At 72.5% G+C, this 25,411-nt stretch carries 21 protein-coding genes; 11 read left to right on the top strand and 10 right to left on the bottom strand.

The features are described 5' to 3' along the window. Positions 1–84: 84 nt before the first annotated feature. Positions 85–3,894 carry a GH92 family glycosyl hydrolase gene (locus FJ657_RS06160; protein ID WP_141162837.1) on the top strand — a complete coding sequence of 1,270 codons (3,810 nt, stop codon included), beginning with the start codon at positions 85–87 and terminating at the stop codon, positions 3,892–3,894. Positions 3,895–4,037: 143 nt separating this feature from the next. On the opposite strand, the gene FJ657_RS06155 is transcribed toward FJ657_RS06160, so the two are convergent. Together FJ657_RS06155 and ligA are read right to left on the bottom strand one after the other, a co-directional pair. After that, the gene (locus FJ657_RS06155; RefSeq protein ID WP_141162836.1) at positions 4,038–5,432 is read right to left on the bottom strand and encodes an alpha/beta hydrolase; all 1,395 of its coding nucleotides are present in this window, start codon (positions 5,430–5,432) and stop codon (positions 4,038–4,040) included. A gap of 309 nt (positions 5,433–5,741) precedes the next feature. After that, positions 5,742–8,162: an NAD-dependent DNA ligase LigA gene (gene ligA / locus FJ657_RS06150; protein WP_255447296.1), complete on the bottom strand. Its 2,421-nt coding sequence runs from the start codon at positions 8,160–8,162 to the stop codon at positions 5,742–5,744. Between the two features lie 123 nt (positions 8,163–8,285). Between ligA and FJ657_RS17335 the strand changes: the two genes are divergently transcribed. From FJ657_RS17335 to FJ657_RS06130, 5 genes are all read left to right on the top strand, one after another. Continuing rightward, entirely contained in the window at positions 8,286–8,771 is a 486-nt protein-coding gene (locus tag FJ657_RS17335) for an SDR family NAD(P)-dependent oxidoreductase (protein ID WP_255447188.1), read from the top strand. A 61-nt stretch (positions 8,772–8,832) separates the two neighbouring features. Then, entirely contained in the window at positions 8,833–9,150 is a 318-nt protein-coding gene (locus tag FJ657_RS17330) for a Rossmann-fold NAD(P)-binding domain-containing protein (RefSeq protein WP_255447187.1), read from the top strand. A 123-nt stretch (positions 9,151–9,273) separates the two neighbouring features. After that, positions 9,274–9,819, top strand: coding sequence for an SRPBCC domain-containing protein (locus FJ657_RS06140; RefSeq protein WP_141162834.1), 546 nt, complete (start codon positions 9,274–9,276; stop codon positions 9,817–9,819). Beyond that, a complete protein-coding gene (locus FJ657_RS06135) occupies positions 9,816–10,130 on the top strand; it encodes an ArsR/SmtB family transcription factor (RefSeq protein ID WP_141162833.1) in 315 nt (104 codons plus the stop codon). The genes FJ657_RS06140 and FJ657_RS06135 overlap by 4 nt, the downstream gene beginning before the upstream one ends. A gap of 31 nt (positions 10,131–10,161) precedes the next feature. Next, on the top strand, positions 10,162–11,070 hold the full coding sequence (locus tag FJ657_RS06130) for a serine hydrolase domain-containing protein (protein ID WP_141162832.1): 909 nt from the start codon (positions 10,162–10,164) through the stop codon (positions 11,068–11,070). A gap of 40 nt (positions 11,071–11,110) precedes the next feature. Here FJ657_RS06130 and mnmA read toward each other — a convergent pair whose 3' ends face one another. Together mnmA and FJ657_RS06120 are read right to left on the bottom strand one after the other, a co-directional pair. Next, a complete protein-coding gene (gene mnmA, locus FJ657_RS06125; RefSeq protein ID WP_141162831.1) occupies positions 11,111–12,274 on the bottom strand; it encodes a tRNA 2-thiouridine(34) synthase MnmA in 1,164 nt (387 codons plus the stop codon). 40 nt (positions 12,275–12,314) lie between these two features. Then, complete coding sequence (locus FJ657_RS06120) at positions 12,315–13,556, bottom strand: cysteine desulfurase family protein (protein ID WP_141162830.1); 1,242 nt, start codon at positions 13,554–13,556, stop codon at positions 12,315–12,317. A gap of 87 nt (positions 13,557–13,643) precedes the next feature. Here FJ657_RS06120 and glgX point away from each other — a divergent pair, with 87 nt between their 5' ends. Genes glgX through FJ657_RS06095 form a run of 5 tightly spaced genes read left to right on the top strand, consistent with a single transcriptional unit; the run spans position 13,644 to position 17,776 of the window. Next, positions 13,644–15,707: a glycogen debranching protein GlgX gene (glgX, locus tag FJ657_RS06115; RefSeq protein WP_141162829.1), complete on the top strand. Its 2,064-nt coding sequence runs from the start codon at positions 13,644–13,646 to the stop codon at positions 15,705–15,707. 59 nt (positions 15,708–15,766) lie between these two features. Then, positions 15,767–16,045, top strand: coding sequence for a hypothetical protein (locus FJ657_RS06110; protein ID WP_141162828.1), 279 nt, complete (start codon positions 15,767–15,769; stop codon positions 16,043–16,045). Between the two features lie 26 nt (positions 16,046–16,071). Then, positions 16,072–16,818: a DUF2510 domain-containing protein gene (locus FJ657_RS06105; protein WP_141162827.1), complete on the top strand. Its 747-nt coding sequence runs from the start codon at positions 16,072–16,074 to the stop codon at positions 16,816–16,818. After that, a complete protein-coding gene (gene ybaK, locus FJ657_RS06100; protein ID WP_141162826.1) occupies positions 16,815–17,282 on the top strand; it encodes a Cys-tRNA(Pro) deacylase in 468 nt (155 codons plus the stop codon). Before FJ657_RS06105 ends, ybaK begins: the two co-directional genes overlap by 4 nt. A 14-nt stretch (positions 17,283–17,296) precedes the next feature. Continuing rightward, positions 17,297–17,776 (top strand): DUF2510 domain-containing protein, encoded by a 480-nt coding sequence (locus FJ657_RS06095; RefSeq protein WP_141162825.1) that lies wholly within the window; start codon positions 17,297–17,299, stop codon positions 17,774–17,776. A gap of 48 nt (positions 17,777–17,824) precedes the next feature. Here FJ657_RS06095 and glgP read toward each other — a convergent pair whose 3' ends face one another. From glgP to FJ657_RS06065, 6 genes are all read right to left on the bottom strand, one after another. Next, positions 17,825–20,398: an alpha-glucan family phosphorylase gene (gene glgP / locus FJ657_RS06090; RefSeq protein ID WP_141162824.1), complete on the bottom strand. Its 2,574-nt coding sequence runs from the start codon at positions 20,396–20,398 to the stop codon at positions 17,825–17,827. 74 nt (positions 20,399–20,472) lie between these two features. Continuing rightward, positions 20,473–21,114, bottom strand: a complete 642-nt coding sequence (locus FJ657_RS06085; protein ID WP_141162823.1) for a signal peptidase I — start codon at positions 21,112–21,114, stop codon at positions 20,473–20,475. Then, positions 21,111–22,037 carry a hypothetical protein gene (locus tag FJ657_RS06080; RefSeq protein WP_141162822.1) on the bottom strand — a complete coding sequence of 309 codons (927 nt, stop codon included), beginning with the start codon at positions 22,035–22,037 and terminating at the stop codon, positions 21,111–21,113. Before FJ657_RS06080 ends, FJ657_RS06085 begins: the two co-directional genes overlap by 4 nt. Next, positions 22,028–23,422, bottom strand: coding sequence for an RICIN domain-containing protein (locus FJ657_RS06075; RefSeq protein ID WP_141162821.1), 1,395 nt, complete (start codon positions 23,420–23,422; stop codon positions 22,028–22,030). Before FJ657_RS06075 ends, FJ657_RS06080 begins: the two co-directional genes overlap by 10 nt. Next, positions 23,422–24,219: a M73 family metallopeptidase gene (locus FJ657_RS06070; RefSeq protein ID WP_141162820.1), complete on the bottom strand. Its 798-nt coding sequence runs from the start codon at positions 24,217–24,219 to the stop codon at positions 23,422–23,424. Before FJ657_RS06070 ends, FJ657_RS06075 begins: the two co-directional genes overlap by 1 nt. Before the next feature lie 160 nt (positions 24,220–24,379). After that, entirely contained in the window at positions 24,380–24,982 is a 603-nt protein-coding gene (locus FJ657_RS06065) for an alternate-type signal peptide domain-containing protein (protein WP_141162819.1), read from the bottom strand. Positions 24,983–25,411: the final 429 nt, after the last annotated feature.

Here is a 25,411-nt window from a genome sequence, read left to right as displayed (position 1 = left end):
GGGGACGGACCGTGTCCCCCTTTCGGGGGTGACAGCGCTGTCAATCTGTGATCTGATGACGGGATCCTCAACTAGCCACCTTCGATGGAGCAGGTCGTGCAGGCATCCACCCCGTCATCCCCCACCACCCGCGTCGCGCGCACCGCGCTGGCCGGCGGCGTCGCGCTCGCACTGGCCGCTGCCGGCGTGCTCGTCGGCACCGCCCCCGCGTCGGCCGCGACGCCGCTGACCACCGACCCGGCCGCGACCGTCGACCCGTTCATCGGTTCGGCGAACGCGGGCAACACCTTCCCCGGCGCGGTCGCCCCCTTCGGCATGCTCGCCTGGAGCCCCGACCAGAGCACCAAGCGCAGCGACGGCACGATGCGCACGCCGAGCCCGAGCGGTTACGAGTACGGGGCGAACACCGTGCGCGGCTTCTCGCTCACCCACGTGAGCGGCGCCGGCTGCGCCGGGCTCAGCGGCGACATCCCCTTCCTGCCGATCACCCAGCAGGTGACGACCTCGCCGTCGGCCGCCGACGCCGCCGGCACCCCGATGACGACGACGTTCTCGCACGCTCGCGAGAGCGCGTCGCCCGGCAGCTACAGCGTCGACCTCGACAACGGCGTCGGCGTGAAGCTCGCCGCCACCACGCGCACCGGCTCGGGCACCTTCAACTACCCGAAAGGCTCCCCCGCGACGATGCTCGTGCGCACCTCCGACTCGCTCGTCGGGTCGAGCGACGCCGACATCCAGATCGACGCGAAGCACCGCCGCATCACCGGCTCGGTCACGAGCGGCAACTTCTGCGGCGGCTTCACCGGCGACGGCATCCTGCAGAAGAGCTACTACACGGTGCACTTCGTGGCCGAGTTCGACACCGACTTCACCACGACCGGCACCTGGCAGGATGCGGCGCTCACCCCCGGCGCGACGAGCGCGGAGGGCGGCACCACCTACCCTGGCGGCTACCCGCCGGCCGGCAAGGGCTCCGGCGGCTACGTCAGCTTCGACACCGCGAAGAGCCGCACGGTGAACATGCGCGTCGGCATCAGCTACGTCGACCTCGCGGGCGCGAAGAAGAACCTCGCAACCGAGAACCCGGTCGGCACCACGCGCGCCCAGGTCGCGAAGCAGACCAAGACCGCCTGGAACACCGAGCTGAACCGCATCCGCACCGGCGGCGGCACCGCGGCCGAGCGCACGACCTTCTATACGGCGCTCTACCACTCGCTGCTGCACCCCTCGATCGCGAACGACGTGACCGGCCGGTACACGGGCATGGACCTGGCGACGCACAAGCTGACCAAGGGCCAGCAGGCGCAGTACCAGACCTTCTCGGGCTGGGACGTCTACCGCTCGCAGGTGCAGCTCGTCACGCTGCTCGACGCGAAGCGCGGCAGCGACGTCGCCCAGTCGCTGAAGAACCAGGCCGACCAGAACGGCGGCGTCTGGGATCGCTGGACCCACAACTCCGGCACGACCCACGTCATGGTCGGCGACCCCTCGGCCGCCGCGCTCGCCGGCATCGTCGCCTTCGGCGGCACCGACTTCGACCTCAAGGGCTCTTACGCTTCGCTCGCGCAGGCCGCCCGAGTTCCCACGAAGGACGACCTCTCGCGCGCCGGCTGGAACATCGCCGTCGTCGGTCAGCGCCCCTCGCTCGACCAGTTCCTCAAGTACGGCTATTACCCCGAGGGCTGCAACGCCTGGGGATGCCCGAACGAGACCCTCGAGATGGGCGCCGCCGACGCCGGTCTCGCGCAGCTCGCCCAGCACCTGGGTCTGACGAAGGACTACACCGAGTTCACGACGCGCTCGCAGTCGTGGCAGAACCAGTTCAACCCGCAGGCGACCGACCACGGCGGCTACATCCAGGGCCGCAACGCCGACGGATCGTGGAAGTCGGGCTTCGACCCGGCCTCCTCCGACGGCTTCGTCGAGGGCACCGCGGCGCAGTACACGTGGATGGTGCAGCACGACCCGGCCGGTCTGTTCGCCGCGATGGGCGGCAACGAGGCCGCCGCGCAGCGCCTCGACGGCTTCTTCCGCGAGGTCGGCGACGAGAACGACAACGGCGTCCCGAACGAGTGGACGCTCGCGGGCGGCTCGTGGGACACCAACCTGCACGCCAACGTCGACAACGAGCCCTCGATCGGCACCCCGTGGCTCTACGACTACGCGGGCCAGCCGTGGAAGACGCAGCAGACCGTGCGCGAGACCATCCGCCAGCTCTGGATCGACACCAAGGACGGCCAGCCGAACGGCCCCGACGGCATCCCCGGCAACGACGACCTCGGTCAGATGTCGTCGTGGCTCGTCTTCGCCGCGATGGGCATCTACCCGCAGAACCCCTCGCGGGCGGAGCTCGCGACGGCCACGCCGCTGTTCCCGGAGATCGTGCTGCACCGCGCGAACGGTCCGGTGCTGCACCTCTCCTCCCCCGGCGCGGGTCTCGACAAGCCCTACATTCAGACGATGAAGGTCGACGGCAAGAAGACCTCGAAGGTCTACCTGGATGCGGCGGCGATCACCCGCGACACCCAGGTCGACTACACGCTGTCGGCCACACCGAACACAACGCGCGGCACCGCCGCCGCCGACGCCCCGCCGTCGGTGCGCGACGGCGAGCGCTCGCACCTCGCCTCGATCGTGCCCTCGAACCTGTCGGCGGCGCCGGGCGGCACGACCGATCCGGTGAAGGTGCACGTGCAGCGCATCGACCAGTCCGATTCCTCGCCCGTGACCTGGGGCATCGCCGGCGCCGAGGGCATCAGCGCGAGCCCCGCATCCGGCACCATCGCCCTCGACGTCACGGGGGCCGGGGATGCCGCGGTCACGCTGCGCGCCGCCGCCGACACCGCGGTCGGCGACCACACGGTCACCGTCACGGTGAAGGCCGGCACGCAGACGCTCGCGACGCAGAAGGTGACCGTCACGGTCGCCGCGCAGGTCAGCGACCTCGCCGGCAGCGGCTTCGAGACGGGGCAGCCGCAGGCGCCCGCCAGCCAGGTCGTGGCGAACGACGGCGTCGGCGGCTACTGCTGCGGTCTGACCGGACCGGAGAGCAAGGTGCAGACCGGCGACCCGCACACCGGCATCGCGTCGGTCGTCTACTCGGGCCGCGGCACGAAGGAGGGCGCGACCGCGTCGAACCTGCTGCTCGACCTGTCGGCCTCGAAGACGGCCGTGCAGAAGGGCGACACCCTCTCCTACTGGGTGCGTCCCCAGCAGGACGGCGGGCCGTTCAGCGACTACGTGCAGGATGCGAGCGCCGACGTGGCGGTCGACGTGCGCTTCACCGACGGCACGCTGCTCAGCGCCGAGGCCCCGACCGCATCCAATGGCGCGGCCCTGACCGCGGCCGCCCAGGGGAAGGCGCTCAAGGTCGACACCTGGAACCGCGTCACCGCCGAGCTGCCCGACTCCGTCGTCGGCAAGACGGTGGATGCGCTGCTGCTGTCGTTCGCACCGCACAGCCACGGCGGCGACGCCGACAAGGTCGGCTACCTGCGCGGCTGGGTCGACGACGTCGCCCTGCAGCGCCCGGTGCCGCCGGTCACGGCGACTCCGTCGACGGGTCTCGCGGCCACGGCCGGCGCGGTGTTCGAGGGCGTGCTCGCGACCGTCGCCCACGGTGACGCCACCGCGGCCTCGTCGTACACGGCGACGATCGACTGGGGCGATGGGTCGAAGCCGGTCGCCGGAACGGTCGCTCCGCTCGGTGTCGGCTCGGATGGCGCGCCGACCTACGGCGTCTCGGGATCGCACACCTTCGCGAAGCCCGGCGTCGCGACCGCGACGATCACGGTCGAGGATGCGGACGGCGTGCGCACGACCGCCTCCGTGCCGATCAGCGTGAGCGCCCCGGCGGCCGCGCGCGCGACCACGCGAGCGGGAACGCAGGGCTAGCCGCCCCTGAGCCGCTGATCATCGGCCGCGGGCCGACGTGCCGCCCCAGCCGCACGTCGGACCGCGGCCGATCCGCGTCAGCCGCCCGGCGCCGTCGGGCCGCGATCGCGTTCGGGACGGGCGAGCGGAGTCACGCTCGCGCGTCAGCCGATGACGCGGGCGCCCTCGCCGATGCCGACGAGCGCGAGGTTGCGCAGGGATTCGCCGCCGACAGTGAAGTAGTCGTTGTGACTGACGGCCGCGGTGAGGTCGGCTCCGGTGAGCGGGTCGCGCGCGCCGTCGACGCCGAGTTGCGTCGCGCCGAACGACGCCTGCCGCGGCTGGTTGCCGAACACGCCCGCATCGCCGATCGGATCCCACGGCGCCGCGCCGACCCAGACGCCGTCGCGCACGGCGAGGTCGCGCACGGTCGCGACGGGGCCGCCGGGCGAGCCGACCATCGCCAGCGAGTCGACCGTCACGTCGTCTTCGCTGAGCGACAGCATCGCGGCGGTCGTGCCGTAGCTGTGCGCGAGCACCGAGACGTAGGGGTGGTCGTCGCGCGCCGCCGCGAGGCCGCGCAACGAGGCCGTGAGCGCCTTCTGCCCGGCACGCGCGTTGTCCATGGCGGCGACGTTGACGAGCGTCGGCGTCTCGTAGCCGATCCACGACACGACCGCGCTCGTCTCGTCGCCGCGGCCGAGCCGCTCCAGCCACTCCGTCTGCTGCGCCTGCATATCGGCGGCGGTCGTGGTCCACGGCACGATGCGCGCATCCACGCCGTAGAACATTCCGGGAACCAGGAAGCTGACGTCGTCGGCGGTCTGCAGGTCGCCCACCACGATGACGGCCGTGCCGTCGCCGCTCGGATCGAGCGACACGAGCTGCCGCTTCTCTCCGTCGGCGGTCGGCGTGAGCGCCTCGCGCACCTGCTCGAGCATGTGCAGGCGCGTCGTCAGCTCGGCGGCCTTCGCACGCCCCACTCCGTTCTGCAGGCGGGTGCGGATGTCGCCGGTCACCTCGTCGAGGTAGCGCTTGTTCGCCGTGCTGCGCTGCGTGTACGGCACCCCCTCGAGCCCGCCCACGAGCTGCGGCGCCTCGGCGAGGAGCGAGCGGTGCGCGTCGCTGCTCGAATCGCGCCACCATGCGGCGACGGCGGTGGCGGGCGGCGGCGAGCTGAGCAGGCGGGGCACGAGCTTGGGGTTGTCGCCGAGCACGGTGGCGAGGTCGTCGCGGCCGAGCAGCGAGAGCTGGGCGAGCAGGGTCGTGCCGCGCAGGGTGGGGATGCGCTCGAGGGCATCCTGCGCGAGCTTCTGCGCCGGCTGCGGGCCGATGAAGGGCGCCGGCGCGAGACCGGCGGGCAGCGCAGCCGGGTCGACGGCGGCGGCCGGTGCGATCCCGGCTCGACCGCCGGAGGCGAAGCCGGCATCCGCGACGAGCGCACGGTCGAGGGGCGCGACGGCGACGATCGCCGTCGGGTTCACCGGCACGCCGACGGCCTCGACGACGGCTCCCAGCGTCGTCGAGGTGACGAGTACCGCTGTGACGTCGAACAGCACGGCAGGGGTGTCCCCTCGGGTAAGCACCGCCGGGGATCGGTCCCAGTCACCCCGGTGGCGAGGCTCTCAGGATACGCATCTGTTTGCCCCCATCAGGGGGGAGTTCACGAAAAAGTAACGCGCGAGAGGCATTGAAACGCAAAATGACCCCCGTCCGGGGGTCGACGACGCAAGGATCGTGACACGGACGGGGGCCAACACCACGGCGCGTCGCACTTTCGAACTCGTTAACGGACGTGAAGCACCGTCACGTCGACGCCGCGTGCGATCGCCGATCGGCCGGCCCCGAGCACGCGAGCGGCCGGCTGCTCAGTCGTCGGCGTCGGCGTCCGCGCCGAGCTCGGCGTCCGAGCTCTCCCCCGTGTCGTCCCCCGCGACCGGGTCGCCGATCGCGGCGGGTCCGCCCTCGACGAGCAGCGCGAACTGCGCGGCGTCGATGATGCGCACGCCGAGGTCTTCGGCCTTCTGCAGTTTCGAGCCGGCGCCGGGTCCGGCGGCCACGTAGTCCGTCTTCTTGCTGACGCTGGATGCGGCCTTGCCGCCGGCCTGGATGATCGCCTCCTGCGCGCCCTCGCGAGTGAAGCCCTCGAGCGATCCGGTCGCGACGACCGTGAGGCCGGCGAGCGGCCCGCCCTCCGCGGCCGCGGCACCCGGGCCGGGGTGTCCGGGCGTCGCCCACTGCACGCCGTCGGCGGCCCAGGTCTCGACGATCTCGCGGTGCCAGTCGACCTCGAACCAGTCGAGCAGGGCGTCCGCGATGATGCCGCCGACGCCGTCCACCGCCGCGAGCTCCTCGCGCGATGCCGCGCGGATCGCGTCGAGCGAGCCGAAGTACTGCGCGAGCGCGCGCGCCGCGACGGGCCCGACGTGCCGGATGCTGAGACTCACCAGCAGCCGCCAGAGGTCTTTCGTCTTCGCCTTCTCGAGCTCGGCGAGCAGCGTGTTCGCCGCCTCCGAGGGGTGGATGACGCGGAAGTCCTTCTTGAGTCCGGCCTTGCGACGCTCGGCCGCATCCATCCCCTCCGCCTCGGGCGGGTATTCGAGACTCACCTTCTGGAAGGGCGTGCGGGTGCGCAGGGTGCCGTCGTCCTCGGTCTTCTGCAGCCCGGTCTCCGCGTCGCGCACGACGACCTGGATGCCGATGATGTCGTCGATCGTGAGCCCGAACAGCCGGGCTTCGGTCACGAGCGGCGGGGTCTCGGGAACGTCCGGCTGGGTGAGCGCGGCGGCGCCGACCTCGCCGAGCCCTTCGATGTCGAGCGCGCCGCGCGAGCCGATGTGCTCGACCCGGCCGCGCACCTGCGCCGGGCAGGCCTCCGCGTTGGGGCAGCGCAGGTCGACGTCGCCCTCCTTGGCGGGCGCGAGCTTCGTGCCGCACTCCGGGCAGTTCTCGGGCATGACGAACTCGCGCTCGCTGCCGTCGCGCAGCTCGGCCACGGGCCCGAGCACCTCGGGGATCACGTCGCCGGCCTTGCGCAGCACGACGGTGTCGCCGATCAGCACGCGCTTGACCTTCACGACGTCCTGGTTGTGCAGGGTCGCCTGGCGCACCTCGCTGCCGGCGACGCGCACCTTCTGCATGACGGCGTACGGCGTCGCGCGCCCGGTGCGGCCGACGCTGACGACGATGTCGAGCAGCTTGGTGTTGACCTCCTCGGGCGGGTACTTGTAGGCGATCGCCCAGCGCGGCGCGCGGCTGGTGGCGCCGAGCTCCTCGTGCAGGGCGAGCTCGTCGACCTTCACGACGACGCCGTCGATCTCGTGCTCGACGCTGTGCCGGTTCTCGCCGAAGCGGCGGATGTAGGCGGCGGCGCCCGCGGCATCCGCCGTCACCTCGAAGTAGGGGCTCGTCGGCAGCCCCCAGCCCTTCAGCAGCGTGTACACCTCGGACTGCGCGGCGACGGGCGGGTTCGGCCAGGCGCCGATGCCGTGCACGTAGAGCGAGAGCTCGTGGATGCGGGCGAGCCCGGCCTCGAGCTCCATGCCGTCCTTCTTGTCGAGCTGCTGGCGCAGGCCGCCGCTCGCGGCGTTGCGCGGGTTGGCGAGCGCCGGGAAGCGGCGGGCGGCGGCGAGCGTCGCCTTCTCCTCGTCGAAGGCGGAGCCCTGCTTCGCGCGGGCCTCGTCGACGACCCGATCGCGCAGGCTCGCCAGCAGGACGTTGAGGCGCTCGAAGGCCTCGACGGCGAGGAAGATCTCGCCGCGCACCTCGACGAGCTCGGGATGCCCCTCCCCCTCGAGCCGCTGCGGGATGCCGGGGATGCGCAGCACGGTCGGCGTCACATCCTCGCCGGTCACGCCGTCGCCGCGGGTGGCCGCGCTGACCAGGCGACCCCGCTCGTAGCGGAGGTTGATCGCGAGGCCGTCGATCTTGAGCTCGCAGAGGAAGTCGACGCGACGGCCGGCGTCGCGCTCGACCTTGGCGGCCCAGTCGAGGAACTCCTCTTCGCTGAAGACGTTGTCGAGGCTCAGCATGCGCTCGGCGTGCACGACCGGGTCGAAGAGCGACGAGACGCGCCCGCCGACGGTCTGCGTGGGGCTGTCCTGGCTCTGCAGCTCGGGGAAGAGCCGCTCGAGCTCTTCGAGGCGGTGGATCAGGCGGTCGTACTCCTCGTCGCTCGCCTCGGGGGTGTCGCGCTGGTAGTACGCCTCGCGCAGCTCGACGATGCGGTTCGTCAGCTCGTCGGCCTCGCGCTTGGCGGCGCTGAGATCCGCCCGCGTCGCCGCGGGCACCTGCTCGGGAGAAGAGTCGTTCGCGCTGCGTCCTCGTGCCACGAGGTCAGCCTACGGCGGGGGTACGACACCCGAAGGGCGAGCGCGCGGGACCGATCACGCCGCGAGTGACAGCATGAGCGCATGACCGACGCCGACGCCCTCGCGAACCCCCGCACCGTCCTCATCACCGGCACCTCCAGCGGGATCGGACTGCACACCGCGATCGGCGCGGCCCGAACCGGATGGCGCGTGGTCGCCACGCTCCGCGACGCCAACCGCGACCGGGCGCTGCGCACCGCGGCCGACGAGGCCGGGGTCGAGCTCGACGTCCGTGCCCTCGACGTGACGCATCCGACCGCCGCGCAGGAGCTCGTCGATCGCGTCGTCGCCGATCACGGATCGCTGGATGCCGTGGTCAACAACGCGGGAACCGGCAAGGTCGGCACGACCGAGACACTGCCGATCTCGGAGTTCCAGGACGCACTCGAGACGAACTTCCTCAGCGTCGTGCGGGTCACGCAGGCGGCGCTGCCGCACCTGCGCGCGGCTCGCGGCCGCGTGCTCACCGTCACGAGCGTCGGCGGCGTCGTCGGACAGCCCTTCGACGACGCCTACTGCGCGGCGTAGTTTCGCGACCGAGGGCTTCCTCGAGAGCCTGCAGCCGGTCTCCGCGACGCTGGGCGTCGGCGTGGCCGTGATCGAGCCGGCCGCGGTGGGCAGCGCCTTCGTGGCCAACGCGGGAGTCGACCGGGATGCGCTGCTCGCCGACGCCGACGCCGGCGCCTACGCCCCGGCGCTCTCGGCCTACCTGGAGCGCACCGCGGGAGCCTTCGCCGCAGCGCAGTCGCCCGAAGATGCGGCTCAGGTGATCGTGGGCTCCCTGGATGCCGAGCAGCTGCCGTTCCGCATCCAGACCAGCGAGGCCGCCCGGCGCTTCGTCGCGACCAAGCTGGCCGACATCGACGGCTCGACCGTCACCGGCTTCACGCGCACCTGGGTGAGCTGAGTCGGCGAACGCGCTCAGGCGCCGGCACATATGTGCAACCCGAGGGTTGCATTAAGCACCGGGAACGCGCATCCTTCTCTTGCAATCAATCGGTTGCAGTTCGGAATCCGAAGGAGCAGGATCATGAGCATGACCGTCAACGAGCCCGCCGCGATCGACCACGACGCCTTCGCGGTGCGGCGCAGCATCCGCATCGACGCGAGCCCTGAGCGGGTGTGGGCCGCCGTGACCGAGCCCGAGCACATCAGCCGCTGGTTCAGCGAGAGCACCGAGCTCGACCGGCTCGAGACCGGCGGCTCCGGGCGTCTCATCTGGACGGACTACGGCGCATTCCCCTTCGAGATCGTCGAGGTCGATGCGCCGCACACGATCGCCTACCGCTGGAGCAATGAGCCCGCCCTGCTCGACACCGCGCGCCCCGACCCGGTGCGCTCGACGGTGTTCCGGTTCACGATCGAGTCCGACGGCGAGGGACCCGAGGCGGGCACCGTGCTGACCGTCGTCGAGACCGGCTTCGCGGCGCTGAGCGATCCCGCCGCGGCGCTGGAAAGCAACCGGGGCGGATGGACGCACGAGCTCGACGAGCTGGTCGCCTACCTCGAGGGTGCCGAGCGCCTCGAGCGCGCCGAGCCCGCCGGCGACGACGCCGCCACCGCGGAGCGCGCATGACCGAGCAGCTCGTGGCCGTCTTCGCCGCGCTCGGCGACGACACCCGCTGGAGCATCCTGCTCGCGCTCGGCGAGGGCGACGCCTCAGCGTCCGCGCTCGCCGAGCGGCTGCCGGTGACCCGGCAGGCGATCGCGAAGCACCTCGCCGTGCTGGAGCAGGTCGGCGTGGTGGACTCACATCGCGTCGGCCGCGAGCTGCGCTGGAGCGTGCTCGGCTCCCGGCTCGGCGACACGGCGCGCGAGCTCGACCGCATCGGCGCCGAGTGGGATCGCCGCCTGGCCGCGATCAAGCGGATCGCCGAGGGCCTGTAGCCGTGTCGGCGGCGTCGGCGAGACTGGCCGCATGAGCGCAGCCGAGAGGGTCCGCGACCGCTTCGTGACCGCCGTCGATGCCGACCGGCTCGGCGCCTACGGCGTGCACATCCTGCTCGGCGCCGACGACGCGGCCGGGCACCGGTGGCGCAGCGACGACCGGGTCAATCTGTACTCGGTGTCGAAGGGCGTGAGCGCCCTCGCCGCGGGCATCGCCGTCGATGAGGGACTGCTGACGCTCGACACCCGCGTGCCGGAGCTGCTGGGAGGCCTCGAGCTCGGCGTCGGCGTCGAGGGCGTCACGCTGCGCCACCTGCTGACGATGTCGAGCGGCATCGACTTCGAGTGGTTCGGCGACCAGCCGGTGCCCGGCGCCGACCTGGCGCAGGCCATGCTCGGCCGACCGAGTCGCGGCCCCGGCTCCGTCTTCCAGTACTCGGACGCCAGCACCTACGTCGCGATGCGGATGCTCGGGGCGGTCGTCGGCGACGTGCGCGACTGGCTGCTCCCCCGTCTGTTCGACCCTCTCGGGATCGACAACCCGCAGTGGCACCGCTGCCCGCTCGGCGGGATCGTCGCCGGGTCCGGGCTCGAACTGCGCACCGAGGAGCTCGCAAGCATCGGCCGGGTGCTGCGCGACGGCGGGCTGTGGCGCGACGGCGGCAGCGAGCGGCGCATCGTGTCGGATTCGTGGATCGACGGGATGCACTCAGGCTGGGTCGAGACCGGGGCCCCGGCGCCGTTCGCGCGCTACGCGATCGCGGGGTGGGACGAGCGCGGCTCGACCTGGCGCCTCGACGGACGCTACGGGCAGTACGTCGTCGTCGACGCCGAGCGGGATGCGGTGGTCACGATCACCGCCCACGAGGAGACGGACGACCACCGGCTCGTCGACGCCGCGCTCGGGGCGCTCGACGCGGAGCTCGGCGCACCGGTCTGACCCGCCTGACCGGGAATGCGGCCGTCGGAGCGGATCGGGCTCAGACGGGAACCGGCAGCGCCGCCGGAAGCGGCGCCGCGCTCACCGTGCGGTCGATCGTGACCTGACCGAGCACGCGGGTGCCGACGTAGACGACGGCGCTCTGCCCGGGCGCGACGCCGTCGAGCGCCGCCTCGGGGCGGATGACCAGCTCGCGCGCACCGGCCGCAGCGGCCGAGCCGGCGTCGACACCCGCATCCACGACCCGCGCCATCGCCGGCACCGGCTCGCCGTGAGCGCGCACCTGCACCTGGCAGGCGAAGCCGGCCTCGGCATCCACCGGCGGCTGTCCGGCCCAGCTGAAGCGGGCGCCCGCCAGCTCGGCGACCGCGAGGGCCTCCTTCGGCCCCACGACGACCTGGTTCGACGACGGACGCACCTCCAGCACGAAACGCGGCCGACCGTCGGGGGCGGGAACGCCGAGGTTGAGGCCCTTGCGCTGACCCACCGTGAAAGCATGAGCGCCCGCGTGCGTGCCCACCTTCGCGCCCGACTGGTCGAGGATCTCGCCCGGCTCGGCGCCCATCTTGTCGGCCAGCCAGCCGCGGGTGTCGCCGTCGGGGATGAAGCAGATGTCGTAGCTGTCGGGCTTCGCCGCGACCGTGAGTCCGCGGGCGGCGGCCTCGGCGCGCACCTCGTCCTTCGAGGGGGTCGCGCCGAGCGGGAACACGGCGTGGTCCAGCTGCGCGGCGGTCAGCACCCCGAGCACGTAGCTCTGGTCTTTCGCCCAGGCGGCCGCGCGGTGCAGCTCGCGGTGGCCCGCGGCATCCTCGCGGATCTCGGCGTAGTGCCCCGTCGCGACGGCGTCGAAGCCGAGGGCGAGCGCCTTCTCGAGCACGGCGGCGAATTTGATGCGCTCGTTGCAGCGCAGGCACGGATTCGGGGTGCGGCCCGCGGCGTACTCGCTGATGAAATCGTCGACCACGTCGTCGGCGAAGCGCTCGCTGAAATCCCAGACGTAGAAGGGGATGCCGAGCAGGTTCGCCGCGCGGCGCGCGTCGAGCGCATCCTCGACCGTGCAGCAGCCGCGGCTGCCGGTGCGCAGGGTGCCGCGGTTGCGGCTGAGGGCGAGGTGCACGCCGACCACGTCGTGACCGGCCTCGACGAGGCGCGCGGCCGCCACGGCGCTGTCGACGCCGCCGCTCATCGCCGCGAGGATCCTCATGACTCCAGGGTAAGCGCGACCCGCCCGGACCGCTGGCCGCTCAGCGGCCGAGCGAGGGGATGCGCCGCGCCAGGCCGGCGGAGCGGGCGCGATCGACGACGCCCGGCAGCACCGCGAGCAGCGCGTCGATCTCGTCGGCGGTCGTGTCGGGGCCGAGCGTGAAGCGCAGCGCGCCGCGGGCGGTCGCGGGGTCGACGCCCATGCCGAGCAGCACGTGCGAGGGCTCCGGCACTCCGGCCTGGCAGGCGGATCCGGTCGAGACGGAGAAGCCCTCGAGGTCGAGCAGCATCAGCAGCGAGTCGCCCTCGCAGCCGTCGAAGGTGAAGTGGGCGTTGCCGGGCAGGCGGACGACGGATGCCGAGCCGGGTGCGGTCCCCGTCGGCGCCGGCCCGCGCAGCACCGCCCTGGGCACGTTGGCGAGCACGCCGGCGATCAGACGGTCGCGCAGTGCGGCGAGGCGCGCGGCGTGCTCCGCAAGCTGCTCCGCGGCGAGCGCCGCCGCCGTTCCGAAGCCGGCCGCGCCGGCGGCGTCCTGCGTGCCGGAGCGTCCGCGCTGCTGGCCGCCGCCGTGCAGCAGCGCCTCGACATCCCAGCCGCGCGCGAGCACGAGCGCGCCGACGCCGACCGGCCCGCCGATCTTGTGCGCCGAGACGCTGATCGCGGCGGCGCCGGTGCGGTGCGCATCCACCTCGACCTGGCCGTAGGCGGCGATCGCATCGAGGTGCACCGGAACGCCGACCGCGGTCGCGAGCGCGACGATCTCGTCGACCGGCTGCAGGGCGCCCACCTCGTTGTTGGCCCACAGCGCGGTCACGAGCGCGACGTCGCCGCCGTCGCCGAGGGCGCGGGCGAGGTCGTCGAGGCGGACGCGCCCGGTCGCGTCGAGCTCGACCCAGCAGAGCTCGGCGCCCTCGTGCCGCTCGAGCCACTCGACCGAGTCGATCGTCGCGTGGTGCTCGCCGCGCGGCACGACGATGCGCGGGCGGGGCAACGCTGCCGCAGCGCCAGCGCCAGCGCCTCCCCCGGCGTTCCGCGCCCAGAACAGCCCCTTGATGCCGAGATTGACCGCCTCGGTGCCCCCCGAGGTGAACACGATCTCCATCGGATCCGCGCCGAGCGAGGCCGCGACCCGCTCGCGTCCCTCCTCGAGCACCTCGCGCGCGCGCTGCCCGTCGGCGTGGATCGACGAGGGGTTGCCGACGGTGCGCAGCGCCGCCGCGTAGGCGTCGAGAACCGCCGGCCGCAGCGGCGAGGTCGCGGCGTGGTCGAGGTAGACCGTCATGCCGTCCTCCGTACTGGGGCCCCGCGCACCCGTTCTGGGGCCGCGCTGTGACACGGGCGTAACGTGCGCCGCTTTATCGTAGATCGCATGCCCTCCCCCGATCTGCTCCGCGATCTCGGCGTGCGCAGCGGGCCCGACGGCGGCACTCTGCGCGTGTGGAGCGCCAACGCCACCGCGATGGATCTGCTGCTCTTCGACGAGCGCGACCCGGCGTGGACGACCGCGACGATCCGGATGACACGCGACGCCGACGGCGACGGCGGCGACGTCTGGAGCGCGACGAGCCCCGAACTGCGCCCCGGCGCCCGCTACGGTCTGCGCGTGCGCGGGCCGAAGGGGCAGCGCTTCTCGCCCGACACCGTGCTGATCGATCCCTACGCGCGCGGCCTCGCCCGCACCGGCACGGGCGAATGGCGCGGCTACGTGCAGGACGACGCCTTCGACTGGGGCGGTGTCGCCAAGCCGCGCGTGCCGCTCGACCACACGGTCATCTACGAGGCGCACGTGAAGGGCCTCACGAAGCTCAACCCCGACATCCCCGAGCAGCTGCGCGGCACCTACGCCGGCCTCGCGCATCCCTCGACAATCGACTACCTCAAGGATCTCGGCGTCACGACGGTCGAGCTGCTGCCGGTGCAGCAGTTCGTGAGCGAGCAGCGGCTCACGAAGATGGGCCTCGCGAACTACTGGGGCTACAACACCCTCAACTTCTTCACCCCGCACGCGGCGTACGCCTCGCGCGAGGCGCAGCATGGCGGCACCGGCGCGGTGCTGCGCGAGTTCAAGGGCATGGTGCGGCTGCTGCACGAGGCCGGACTCGAAGTCGTGCTGGATGTCGTCTACAACCACACGGCCGAGGAGGGCCCGCGCGGTCCGGTGACGAGTCTGCGGGGGATCGACGACCGCAGCTACTACCGCCAGACCGCCGACGGCGATTACATCGACACGACCGGATGCGGCAACACGGTCGACTACTCGAAGCCGGCCGCCCAGCGGCTCGTGCTCGACTCGCTGCGCTACTGGAGCGAGGAGGTGCAGGTCGACGGCTTCCGCTTCGACCTGATGGCCACGCTCGGGCGCGACGAGAACGCCGAGTTCCAGCGCGAGCACCCGCTGCTGCGCGCAATCCTCGACGATCCGGCCCTGCGCGACCAGAAGATGATCGCCGAGCCGTGGGATGTCGGCATGGGCGGCTGGCAGGTCGGCAACTTCCCCGACGGCTACTCCGAGTGGAACGACGGCTACCGCGACCGCATCCGCACCTTCTGGCTCACCGACGTCGCGCACGCCCGCGCGCACGGCACCGCCCAGCACGGCATCGGCTCGCTGGCCGGCCGCATCGCCGGCTCGAACCACGTCTTCTCGTCGCAGCGCGGGCCCCTCGCCTCGATCGACTTCGTGACCGCCCACGACGGCTTCACGGCCGCCGACGTCGTCGCCTTCGACACGAAGCACAACCTCGGCAACGGCGAGGAGAACCGCGACGGCTCGAGCGACAACCACTCCTACAACCACGGCGTCGAGGGTCCGACGCGCGACCGCACGGTGCTCGCCGCCCGGCGCAAGGCGATCCGCAATCTGCTCGGAACCCTGCTGCTCAGCGCCGGGGTGCCGATGATCACGGCCGGCGACGAGTGGGGCCGCAGCCAGAACGGCAACAACAACGCCTACTGTCACGACGGCCCGCTCACCTGGATGCACTGGGAGCGCGACGACTGGCAGGAGGAGCTGCTGCAGGTGACGCGCACGCTCACCCGCTTGCGGCGCGAGAACCCGGCGCTGCGCCCCGTGCGCTTCGGCCGCTTCGGCGAGACCGTGCCGAGCGCGACGCAGATGGACTGGTACAACACCGCCGGCGAGGCGATGTCGCGCGAGAACTGGGATGACCCGAGCCAGCGCACCCTGCAGTACCTCGCGGCGTCGACGCCCGAGTTCGAGGAGTTCAACCGCATCCTGCTGATCGTGCACGGCGTCGAGGCGCCGGTGGAGGTGACGCTGCCGGCGCACGAGGGCGTCGGCGGCTACACGCTGCTCTGGGATTCGTCGCACGACGACATCTCGGGCCTCGCCGCCGACCACGTGCCGGGCGAGCAGCTCACGGTCGGACCGACCTCGATGCTGCTGCTGCGCGCGCATCCGCCGACCGTCTGAGCTCGTCGCCTCGGCCGCGGGGAGCGGACCTGTGTGCACTCGCTTGTAGGCTCGGCGGCATGTCCGCGCGCGAGCTGCCCGACTCGAACGGCACCGCCGTCGCGGGCTTCGTGCTCGCGCTGGTGAGCATCGCGGTCTGGGTCATCGCGCCCGTCGCGCTCATCATCGCCCTGCGCGGCCTGCGCCGCGCGAACCTGCTCGTCGCCGCGGGACGTGCGGCGATCGCGCGCCGGAGCCTCGCCCTGACCGGCGTCGCGCTCGCCGGGTGCCTCAGCGGGCTGCTCGTGCTGGTTCTGCTCGCGGCGGGTCTGACGGCGGCGCTGAGCGCGAGTCGCTGACGCCGCGCCGGCTCTAGTCTGTGCTCATGCCCGACAGCTCCGATTCGCCAGGCTGGTACCCGGATCCCGAGCGCCGGGGCGGCCAGCGCTGGTGGAACGGCGCGGGCTGGTCGGATGCGCGGCGCGATGCACCGGCACCCGGTTCGTCGGCGGCGTTCCGGCCGACCACGGCGCCTCCGGCGATCCCGAGCTCGTCGGCCGGCCCGCCGACGCTGGGCGCCGCGCCATCGGGCACTCCCGGCACTCCTGCGGGATACCCGCCGACGACCGCCGCGAGCGGGGCGCCGGGCTGGACCTCGGGCGGCGCCGTCACCGGCTACGGGGCCTACGGCGCCCCGCCGACTCCGCCGACGGCGCCCGCCCCCGGTGTCAACCTCGTTCTCACGCCCGCCGGCGGCGCGCCGAGCCCGGTCAACCCCTACGAGCCGAATCCATACGCCGCGGCTCCCTCCCCGACGGGTGGCGCCCCCGGCTCGCCCGGGGCCCCGGTTCAGTACTACGGCGCCGCGAACGCCCGCCGCCGCACCAACGGCTACGCGATCGCCGGCTTCGTCGTCAGCGTGCTCGGGCTCTCGAGCGGATTCGGCGGCGTCATCGGCGTCGCCCTCTCGATCGCCGCACTGCGGCGGGCGAACCGGATGATCCGCGAGAACGCGCCGGCCGGCGCCTACCGCGGCCTCGCGATCGCGGGCATCGCCATCGGCTCGATCGGCGTCGTGATCGCGATCGGCACCCTCGTCGCCCGGATCGTCGTCGCGGTGGACGGCGGATGAGCACCCCGGCGATCCGCGCGCTCACCGCGGCCGGCATCCCCTTCACCGAGCGGGCCTACGAGCACGACCCGCGTGTGGCGTCGTTCGGACTCGAAGCCGCCGAGGCGCTCGGGGTCGAGCCCGATCGCGTGTTCAAGACCCTGGTCGCGGAAGTCGACGGACGCCTCGTGGTGGGCATCGTGCCGGTCACCACGAAGCTCGACCTCAAGGCGCTGGCCGCGGCGGTCGGCGGCCGCAAGGCGGCGATGGCCGACCCGGAGCTGGCCCAGAAGCGCACCGGCTACGTCGTCGGCGGCATCTCGCCGATCGGCCAGAAGAACCGCCACGACACCGTGCTCGACGAGAGCGCCGAGCTGTGGGAGAGCGTGTTCGTCAGCGGCGGCCGCCGTGGCCTCGACCTCGAGCTCGCTCCCGCCGATCTGCTCTCCGTCACCGGCGGCGCCGTCGCCGACATCGCCCGTTGATCGCCCGCTGCACGATGCCGACCTCCTCCGACTGCCCCGGCTGGTACGCCGACCCCGAGCGCGCCGGCGTGCAGCGCTGGTGGAACGGCGTCTCCTGGTCGGAGTCGCGGCGCGGCATGTCGGGTGCGCCGAGCCGCTCGGTCGATGCGCCGCAGCGGGCGTGGGCGCCCGCCACCGGCTCGGCGACCGGATCCGCGACCGGCTCCGCACCCGGCTCCGCGGAGCGTTCGAGCGGCAACCCGCCCGCGATGATCGGCCTGATCCTCGGCGTCTTCGGGCTCGCGCTGCTGCCGTTCGCGATCGCGGGACTCGTGCTGTCGATCATCGGGCTGCGCCGGGCGAATCGGATGATCGCCGCCGGCGCCCCCTACCCCTCGCGGCCCGCCGCGATCGCAGGCCTCGTCATGTCGCTGCTGGCGATCGTGGGCACGCTGCTGCTCGTCGGACTCATCCTCGCGCTGGCGATCGCCGGCGTCGACGCATCGGACTCCTGAGCACGCCCGGGCTCCCGAACCAGGCCGGATCCCCGAACCCGCTCGAGCTCAGGCGATCGCGACGAGACCCAGCTCCGCCGGCGAGGCGAGCAGAGCGTGCCGCGGCACGACCCGCACGGTGTAGCCGAACGAGCCCGCGCGCGTGAAGCGCACCGTGCCGGTGTACGTCGCCGGAGCGCCGAGCTCGTGCGCGACGAACTCGAGCGGAACCCGCTCGACGTCGCCGAGCTGATCTCCCTCGCGCGCCCGACCGTGCACGAGCTCGACCGCGACGTCGTCGGCGGTCAGCTCACCCAGCTCGACGAAGGCGCGCACCTGCAGCTCCTCGCCGACCTGCGGCGTCGCATCCACTCCGCCCGACTCGACGTGGGCGACGTGCACCTGCGGCCACGCCTCGGCGACGCGGGCCGTCCAGGCCGCGAGCTCGCGCGCCGGACGGTAGCGGGTGTCGGCGATCGTGCGCTCGGCGCGCGCGGCCGGCAGGTAGAGCCCCTCGACGTACTGCCGCAGCATGCGGTCGGCCGACAGCTCGGGCGACAGGGTCGCGAGCGTGTGGCGGATGTCGGAGACCCACTTCTGCGGAACCCCCGCGCCGTCGCGCTCGTAGAACCGCGGCGCGATCTGGTGCTCGATGAGGTCGTACATCGCCGCGGCCTCGAGGGCGTCGCGCTCGGCCGCATCCCCCGCGCTGTCGGCGGACGGGATCGCCCAGCCGTTGCGGTCGTCGTAGTACTCGTTCCACCAGCCGTCGAGGATCGACAGGTTGAGCGAGCCGTTGAGCGCCGCCTTCATGCCCGAGGTGCCGCAGGCCTCGAGGGGGCGCAGCGGGTTGTTCAGCCAGATGTCGGTGCCCGGGTAGAGCTTCTGCGCCATCGCGATGTCGTAGTTCGGCAGGAACACGATCCGCTCGCGCACGTCGGCCTCGCGGCTGAAGTCGACGAGGCGCTGGATGAGGCGCTTGCCCTCGTCGTCGGCCGGATGCGACTTGCCGGCGATCACGAGCTGCACGGGACGCTCGGGGTGGGTCAGCAGCGCCCGTAGCCGCTCCGGATCGTGGAGCATGAGCGTGAGGCGCTTGTAGGTGGGCACGCGGCGGGCGAAGCCGATCGTCAGCACGTCGGGGTCGAGCAGCGAGCGATGCCAGACCGGGCGGCCGATGCCGGGGTTCTCCTCGTCCCAGGCGGCGCCGACCCGCGCCCGCGCGTCGTCGACGAGCTGCTCGCGCAGGTCGCGGCGCAGGCCCCAGATCGCGGCGTCGCCGAGGCGCTGCTCGTCGCTCCAGTCGACGCGGGTGCTGTCGTCGTCGCCGAAGGTCTCGGCGGCGAGAGCGCGCACGCGCTGGTCGGTCCAGGTGGGGGCGTGCACGCCGTTCGTGACCGAGCCGATCGGCACGTCATCCGCGTCGAACCCCGGCCAGAGCGCGCCGAACATGCCGCGCGACACCTCGCCGTGCAGCTTCGAGACGCCGTTGGCGCGCTGCGCGAGGCGCAGACCCATGACGGCCATGTTGAAGGTCTCGGCGACGCCGCCGTCGTAGTCCTCGGCGCCGAGCGCGAGCACGTCGGCGACGTCGACGCCGGGCAGCAGGTCGGTCGCGAAGTAGCGCGCGACGAGCCCCGCCTCGAAGCGGTCGATGCCGGCCGGAACCGGGGTGTGCGTCGTGAACACCGTTCCCGCGCGCACCGCACGCAGCGCCTCGGGGAAGGCGAGGCCCTGCGACACGAGGTCGTTGATGCGGTCGAGCCCCTGGAATCCGGCGTGACCCTCGTTGGTGTGGAACACCTCGGCCGGGGCGCGGCCGGTGAGCCCGGTGAAGAGCTTGACCGCGCGCGAGCCGCCGATGCCGAGCAGCAGCTCCTGCAGCAGGCGGTGCTCTCCTCCCCCGCCGTAGAGCCGGTCGGTCACCCCGCGCAGGCTCTCGTCGTTGTCGGGGATGTCGGTGTCGAGCAGCAGCAGAGGAACCCGGCCGACGTCGAGCTTCCAGATCCGCGCCACCAGGGCGCGCCCCTCGGGCAGGGCCAGGGTGACCTGCGCGGCCGAGCCGTCGGGGTTGCGCAGCACGCGCATCGGCAGCCCGTCGGGGTCGAGCACCGGGTACGACTCCTGCTGCCAGCCGTCGCGCGAGATCGACTGGCGGAAGTAGCCGGCGCGGTAGAACAGCCCGACGCCGACGATCGGCACGCCCAGGTCGGAGGCGCTCTTGAGGTGGTCGCCGGCGAGGATGCCGAGCCCGCCCGAGTACTGCGGCAGGGCCGCGGCGATGCCGAACTCGGGCGAGAAGTAGGCGATCGTGTCGGGCGTGGGGCCCTCGAGCGACTGGTACCAGCGCGGCTCGCTCAGGTAGCGGCGCAGGTCGTCGCGCAGCGCCTCGGCGCGGGCGATGAACTCGCTGTCGGCGGCCAGCTCGTCGAGCCGTTCGGGCACGACCTCGCCGAGCAGCGCGATGGGGTCGCGGCCCTGGCTGTCGCGGTGCTGCCGGTCCCAGAGGTGCGGCGCGATGTCGCGGAACAGCCGCTGCGTGGGCTCGTGCCACGACCACCGCAGGTTGGCGGCGAGCTCGTCGAGAGCGGAGAGCTGAGCGGGGAGGACGGCGCGGACGGTGAATCGACGGATGGCCTTCACCCGCGACAGCCTAGGGGCTGGTGGTCACGGGCTTCCGCCGCGCGGGCGGCCGATGCGGGTCTGGCCGGTGCGGGTCAGGCCTGCTCGGCGGCGGCCCGGCGGCGACGACGACGGTCGAGGACCGAGCCCACGAACATCCACCCGGCGTAGCCGAAGAGCACGACGGCGGCGATCGGGATGATGACGGCGCGGGTGCCGCCGTTGATGACGTTGTTGACCCAGCCGATCAGCGGCACGGCGTACCAGAGCTCGCCGCGCACCTGCACCTCGCGCACCGGAGCCGCGTCGGCGATGTCGTTGTTGTCGCCCTTGGTCGTGAAGACGCGCTCGCCGGCGTCGTTAGTGCCCACGGCGATGACGCGGTGGGTGACGACCTCGGGCTCGCCCGAGTGCAGCTGGTAGGTGATGATGTCGCCCTTCGCGATGTTCGCGGCGGCGACCGGCTTGATCACGACGAGCGTGCCCGGCGGGTAGTTCGGCTCCATCGACGAGGTGAGCACCGTGTACGGCGTCGAGCCGGTCGCGGCGGGGATCGCGACGACGAGCAGGGCGACGATCGCGACGAACAGCAGCAGCGCGGCGCTGATGGTCACGCCGACGTAGTGCAGCGGTCCGCGGCGCTTCTCGGGCTTGTCGGCGACGATGCCGGTGCGACCGGGCGCTGCGGCGAGGTCGCCGAGACCGGCGGATGCGGTGGTGCTGGCGATGGCGCTCATGACGCTGCTCCGTTCTCGGGGGTTCCCGAGGTCGTGGTGGTGGAAGAGGAGGTGGATGCGGCGACCGCGGGTCGCGGGGTGCGGCGGAGACGCTCGCGGCCGAGGACGGCGAGGCCGCCCGCGAGGGCGCCGCCGATCCAGAGCAGCACGATCCACCACTGGTCGAGGTCGGCGGAGTTCCAGGCCGCGGCGAGCAGTCCGTCGTCGCCCACGCTCGACCCGCCGGCGATCGGCGCACCCTCCGCGGGCGTCACGGCGCTGGGGGCTGCGGCGCCGCCCGTGACCGTCACATCGCGCGTTCCGGCCGAGCGGGAGCCGCCCGCCGTGGTCGTGCCGCCGGAGTAGAACCCGGGCACCTCGCCGCTGTCGGCGAGGCAGGCGTAGCGGTCGCCGCCCGCGAGGTTGACGCTCGAGAGGTTGACGAGCATCCGGAAGTCGGCGGAGGCGCCCTGCCCCTGCTGGCCCTGCAGGTCGCCGAGCGCGGCGGTCGCCGAGACGCGCAGCGTGCCGCCGCTCGGGATGACCTGGCCCTCGGTCAGCACGGCGCACGGCGCGGCCTCGGAGATCGCGACGCGGGTGCCGGCGTCGCCGGAGGTGCTGGCGGAGACGGTGAGCGCGTCGGCGAGGTCGGCGTCGGTGCTGTGCACGTCCGCGATCGACACGCGCAGATAGGCGGGCGCGCCGGAGGCGTTGCGCACCCAGAAGTCGCGCGCCTGCGAGCCGCCGGGGATCATCGCGGCCGAGGGGTCGAACAGCGGCGCCGTGAGCGTGCGGGCGAAGTAGGTGCCGTCGGCGCTGAGCTCGATGCCCGAGCTGTCGGCGTGCGCGGGAGACGCGACGGCCACGGCGCCCCCCGCCGCCGCGGCCGTCGCGAGCAGGGAGGCGAGGATGCGGGTCCTGCGCTGCGCGCGCATCACGAGCACCCCGAGAACGTGCGGGTGGTCCAGAAGAGGAAGGTGGACGTCTGCATCGTGACGCCGCCCGACCACACGGTCGCTCCGGTCGCATCGGTGATCAGGATGTTGTTGAGGCCGTTGTACAGCGCCGCGCTGGTGTCGATGCTGATCGATCCCGCACCGCTCCCCGCGGTCGAGGTCGCCAGCACGGTGCCGTTGCGCGAGGCCTGCAGGGTGAAGGGCCCGTAGCCGTTCGCCGCCGTCCAGCTCCAGGTCGCCGTCTGCGCCGTGTTCGTTCCGGCCGGAGTGCAGGTGACGGGGAAGCTGATCGGGGTCAGACCGCTGACGGAGAAGGCCTGGTTGTCCGCCCCGGAGCACTTCTGCTGCGTCATCGTCGTGTTGGCGGACGTCGCCTCCAGGCACAGGCCGGAGGCCTTGCTGACGAACTGCACCCGTCCGGACGGAAGGGTCTGCGCCTGCCAGATCTGACCGATGCTGCCGTTGTCGGTGGTCACCGAGACCGGACCGCCGACCGTGAGCGAGGAACCCTGGTCGACGCGCAGCGCGGGCGCGTTGCGCGGAGTGATCTCGTAGTAGCCGGCGCCGGTCGCATCGGGCGTGAACCGCCACTGCTGGTTCGAGGCGCCATGGCAGTCGAACCAGTTGATGACGCTCGTGCCGCTCGCGGTTCCGCTGCCGCTCACGTCGAGGCAGTAGCTGTTCGACTGCACGACGACCTTCATCCAGCGGGTGGTGTCGAGGGTCGCGGCCGGGTAGACGCGCTGGCTCGAGACCGACGACTGCAGAGCCGTCGCCGCGGTGGTGAATCCGCCGACCTTGAGCGTCGCGACGACGCTGGGCGTCATCGAGCGACCGCCGGCCGCGGTCGCGATCGTGGCGCGCGGCACCCGGCTGACGAGGCAGTAGGTGCCGGTCTCGTTCTTGGCGAGCGCGCCGGTCTGCGCGGTCAGCCCCGCCCAGGTGCCGTTGGTGACGTCGGTCGACGGCACCGTCGTGCTGCACGGCGCCGCCGCCGTCGACTTCCAGACCGAGAGCGAGGTCGCCCCGGGGAGGGTGCTGTCCCCGGTCGCAGTGAACACGAGATCGAGGTTCATCGTCTGGCTGCTGGCGGTGACGGTGGTGTTCGTCACCTGCACCGTGCTGCTGACGACGAGGTCGGTGCTGCCGACCGTGGGGATCTTGTCGTTGCTGAAGCCGATCGCGCCGAAGTTGCTCGCCGTCACGACGAGCGTGGCCGACTTCGCCGTGCCCGTGACGCCGGCGCTGGTGGTCCAGTACGCGTAGGCGCCGGTGCCCGAGACGAGGAGCGCGGTCACGATGGCGGCGACGAGCCCGAGGCGCAGCGGGCGCCCGCCGTGGGCGCGGGCGGCGCGAGCGAGTGCGGCGCGCATCAGCTGCCCTGCTTCGCGTCGAAGGTGAGCTTGACGTTGCCGGTCGCGCTCTGCTGCGTGGCGCTGCCGGGCAGGGTGATGAGCACGCACACGGTGCCTGTGAACCCGGCCGGCAGCGTCGCCGACGGCGTGGGAGTGGTGCCGAGCACGGCGTCGTTGATCGTCGGGCAGGTCGTGCTCGAGCCGACGCCGCCGTTGATGCGCACCTCGAAAGGAGCCGACGTGACGTCGAGCTTCGCGGTGACGACCGCGGCGGCGTTGCCGGTGTTCTTGACGCGGATGAGCTGGCTGACCGAGTCGCCCGGCAGGAGGTTCATCGGCGAGACGGGGAGCGCGGAGATCGGGGTGTCGTTCGTGTCGCGGATGCTCAGCGAGAAGGTGCCGGCCGACACGGTCGAGGCGGGACGCGCCTCGGCCTGGGAGTTGACGAAGGCGAAGGTGCCGGCGGCGCCGGTGGAGACGACCACGACGGCGATGCCGAGGGCTGCGGCGGAGGCGAGCATCCCGCGGATGGAGGTGCGGCCCGCGGCGCGGAGGCCGACGGCGACGGCGCGGCCGCCCAGCGCGGTGACGGGCGCGAGCGCGCGCTCTCGGCTGACATCGCGGAGTCGGCCGAGACCGACCGGTCGCGCGATCGCGGAGTCGACGCGGATCGGAGCCGCGGCCGCGCGACGACGCGACACGACTCCGATCACGAGTCCGACGCCCAGCAGCATCCCGGCCAGCGCGATGGCGCGGCGGCGCGAGCGCGACACGGTGGTCGTGCTGCGGCGCAGGGTGCGCGCGATGCGGCTCATGGCTGCCCCGTTCGGGTCGGGTTGCTGCAGGCGGGAACCGACCGGTTCGGGTCCGGTCGGTGGAGGCCGACCGGATTCGGGCCGGTCGGCGGCGGGCCTGTCGAGAGACCCGGGATGGTGCCGCGGGGCCGGATGGTCGGGCATCCGGCCCCGCGAGGTGTTACTGGACCTGCTGGAGGTTGACGACCGTCGAGCCGAAGCTCACGGCGCCGGTCTTCGCGAGGTTGTCGGCGGCGACGGTGCTGCCGCTGGTGGTGCCGTCGAAGGGCCAGGTGATGGTCGCGGTCACCGAGATGGTGGTGTCGCCGGCCGAGTCGACCTTGTAGGTGTTGGTCGAGCCGGTGACGAGCGAGACCTTCGGGCTGGCGCCGATGGTGAAGGCGCTGGTCTGGGCGAGGCGCTGCTTGAGGGCGAAGTTCGGGTTCGTGGTGTCCTGCGTGCCGGAGGCCGTGATGGCGGAGTCGGCGAGCGCGAGGGTGAACTTGAGGTTCGAGCCCGAGGCGGTGATCTTCACGTCCTGCTTGTAGGTGATCACGTCGCCGGGAACGGCGACGTAGTTCGCGGGGATCGCGGCGCCGTTGACCTGCCAGCCGGTGGCGGCCGGGCTGGTGACCTTGACGGCCGTCAGGGTGCCCGCGTTGATGGTCTGGCCCGCGTTGTCGAGCGAGGCGGTGCCGGTCCAGTAGGCGAGCGAGCCCGCGCCGCCCATGAGGAGGACGATGCCGGCGGCGCCGGCGATGGCGCCCTTGGTGAGCTTGTTCATGGTGTGTCCTTCCGTGGCGGATTCGGGCCGCCGACGAGCACGCGGGCACGACGACGAGCGACGGTTCGGGCCGTCGTCGAGGTCGGGCGCCTCGTGAGATTCGGGTGTGGAGAGATTCGGGTCTTCGAGTTCAGAGGCAGTGCGTCGTCCGGTCCCCCCGGTGCGGCGCGCGGATCATTGCCTCCGTGAAACAAACAGTAGACAGTCCCCTCTAATGCGGACAAGCGTGCGGCTGTCCCCAGTAGAGGGGCGGGGTATGAACGGATGGGGTACAAACTCACACGACGCGTTCTCATCAGCATTTTCCATGAAAATGACGAGTTCTCGCACGAAATCGGTTGCCGAATCGGGGTACAACACAACCGGGGGCATCCGGGCTGACCCGCAATTCGGGGTACGAAACGATGTACCCCAGCCGCCGAGATCGTC

The organism is Schumannella soli (genome assembly GCF_006517435.1).
In the GTDB taxonomy this organism is placed as follows: domain Bacteria; phylum Actinomycetota; class Actinomycetes; order Actinomycetales; family Microbacteriaceae; genus Schumannella; species Schumannella soli.
This window is presented reverse-complemented; position numbering and strand designations above follow the sequence as displayed.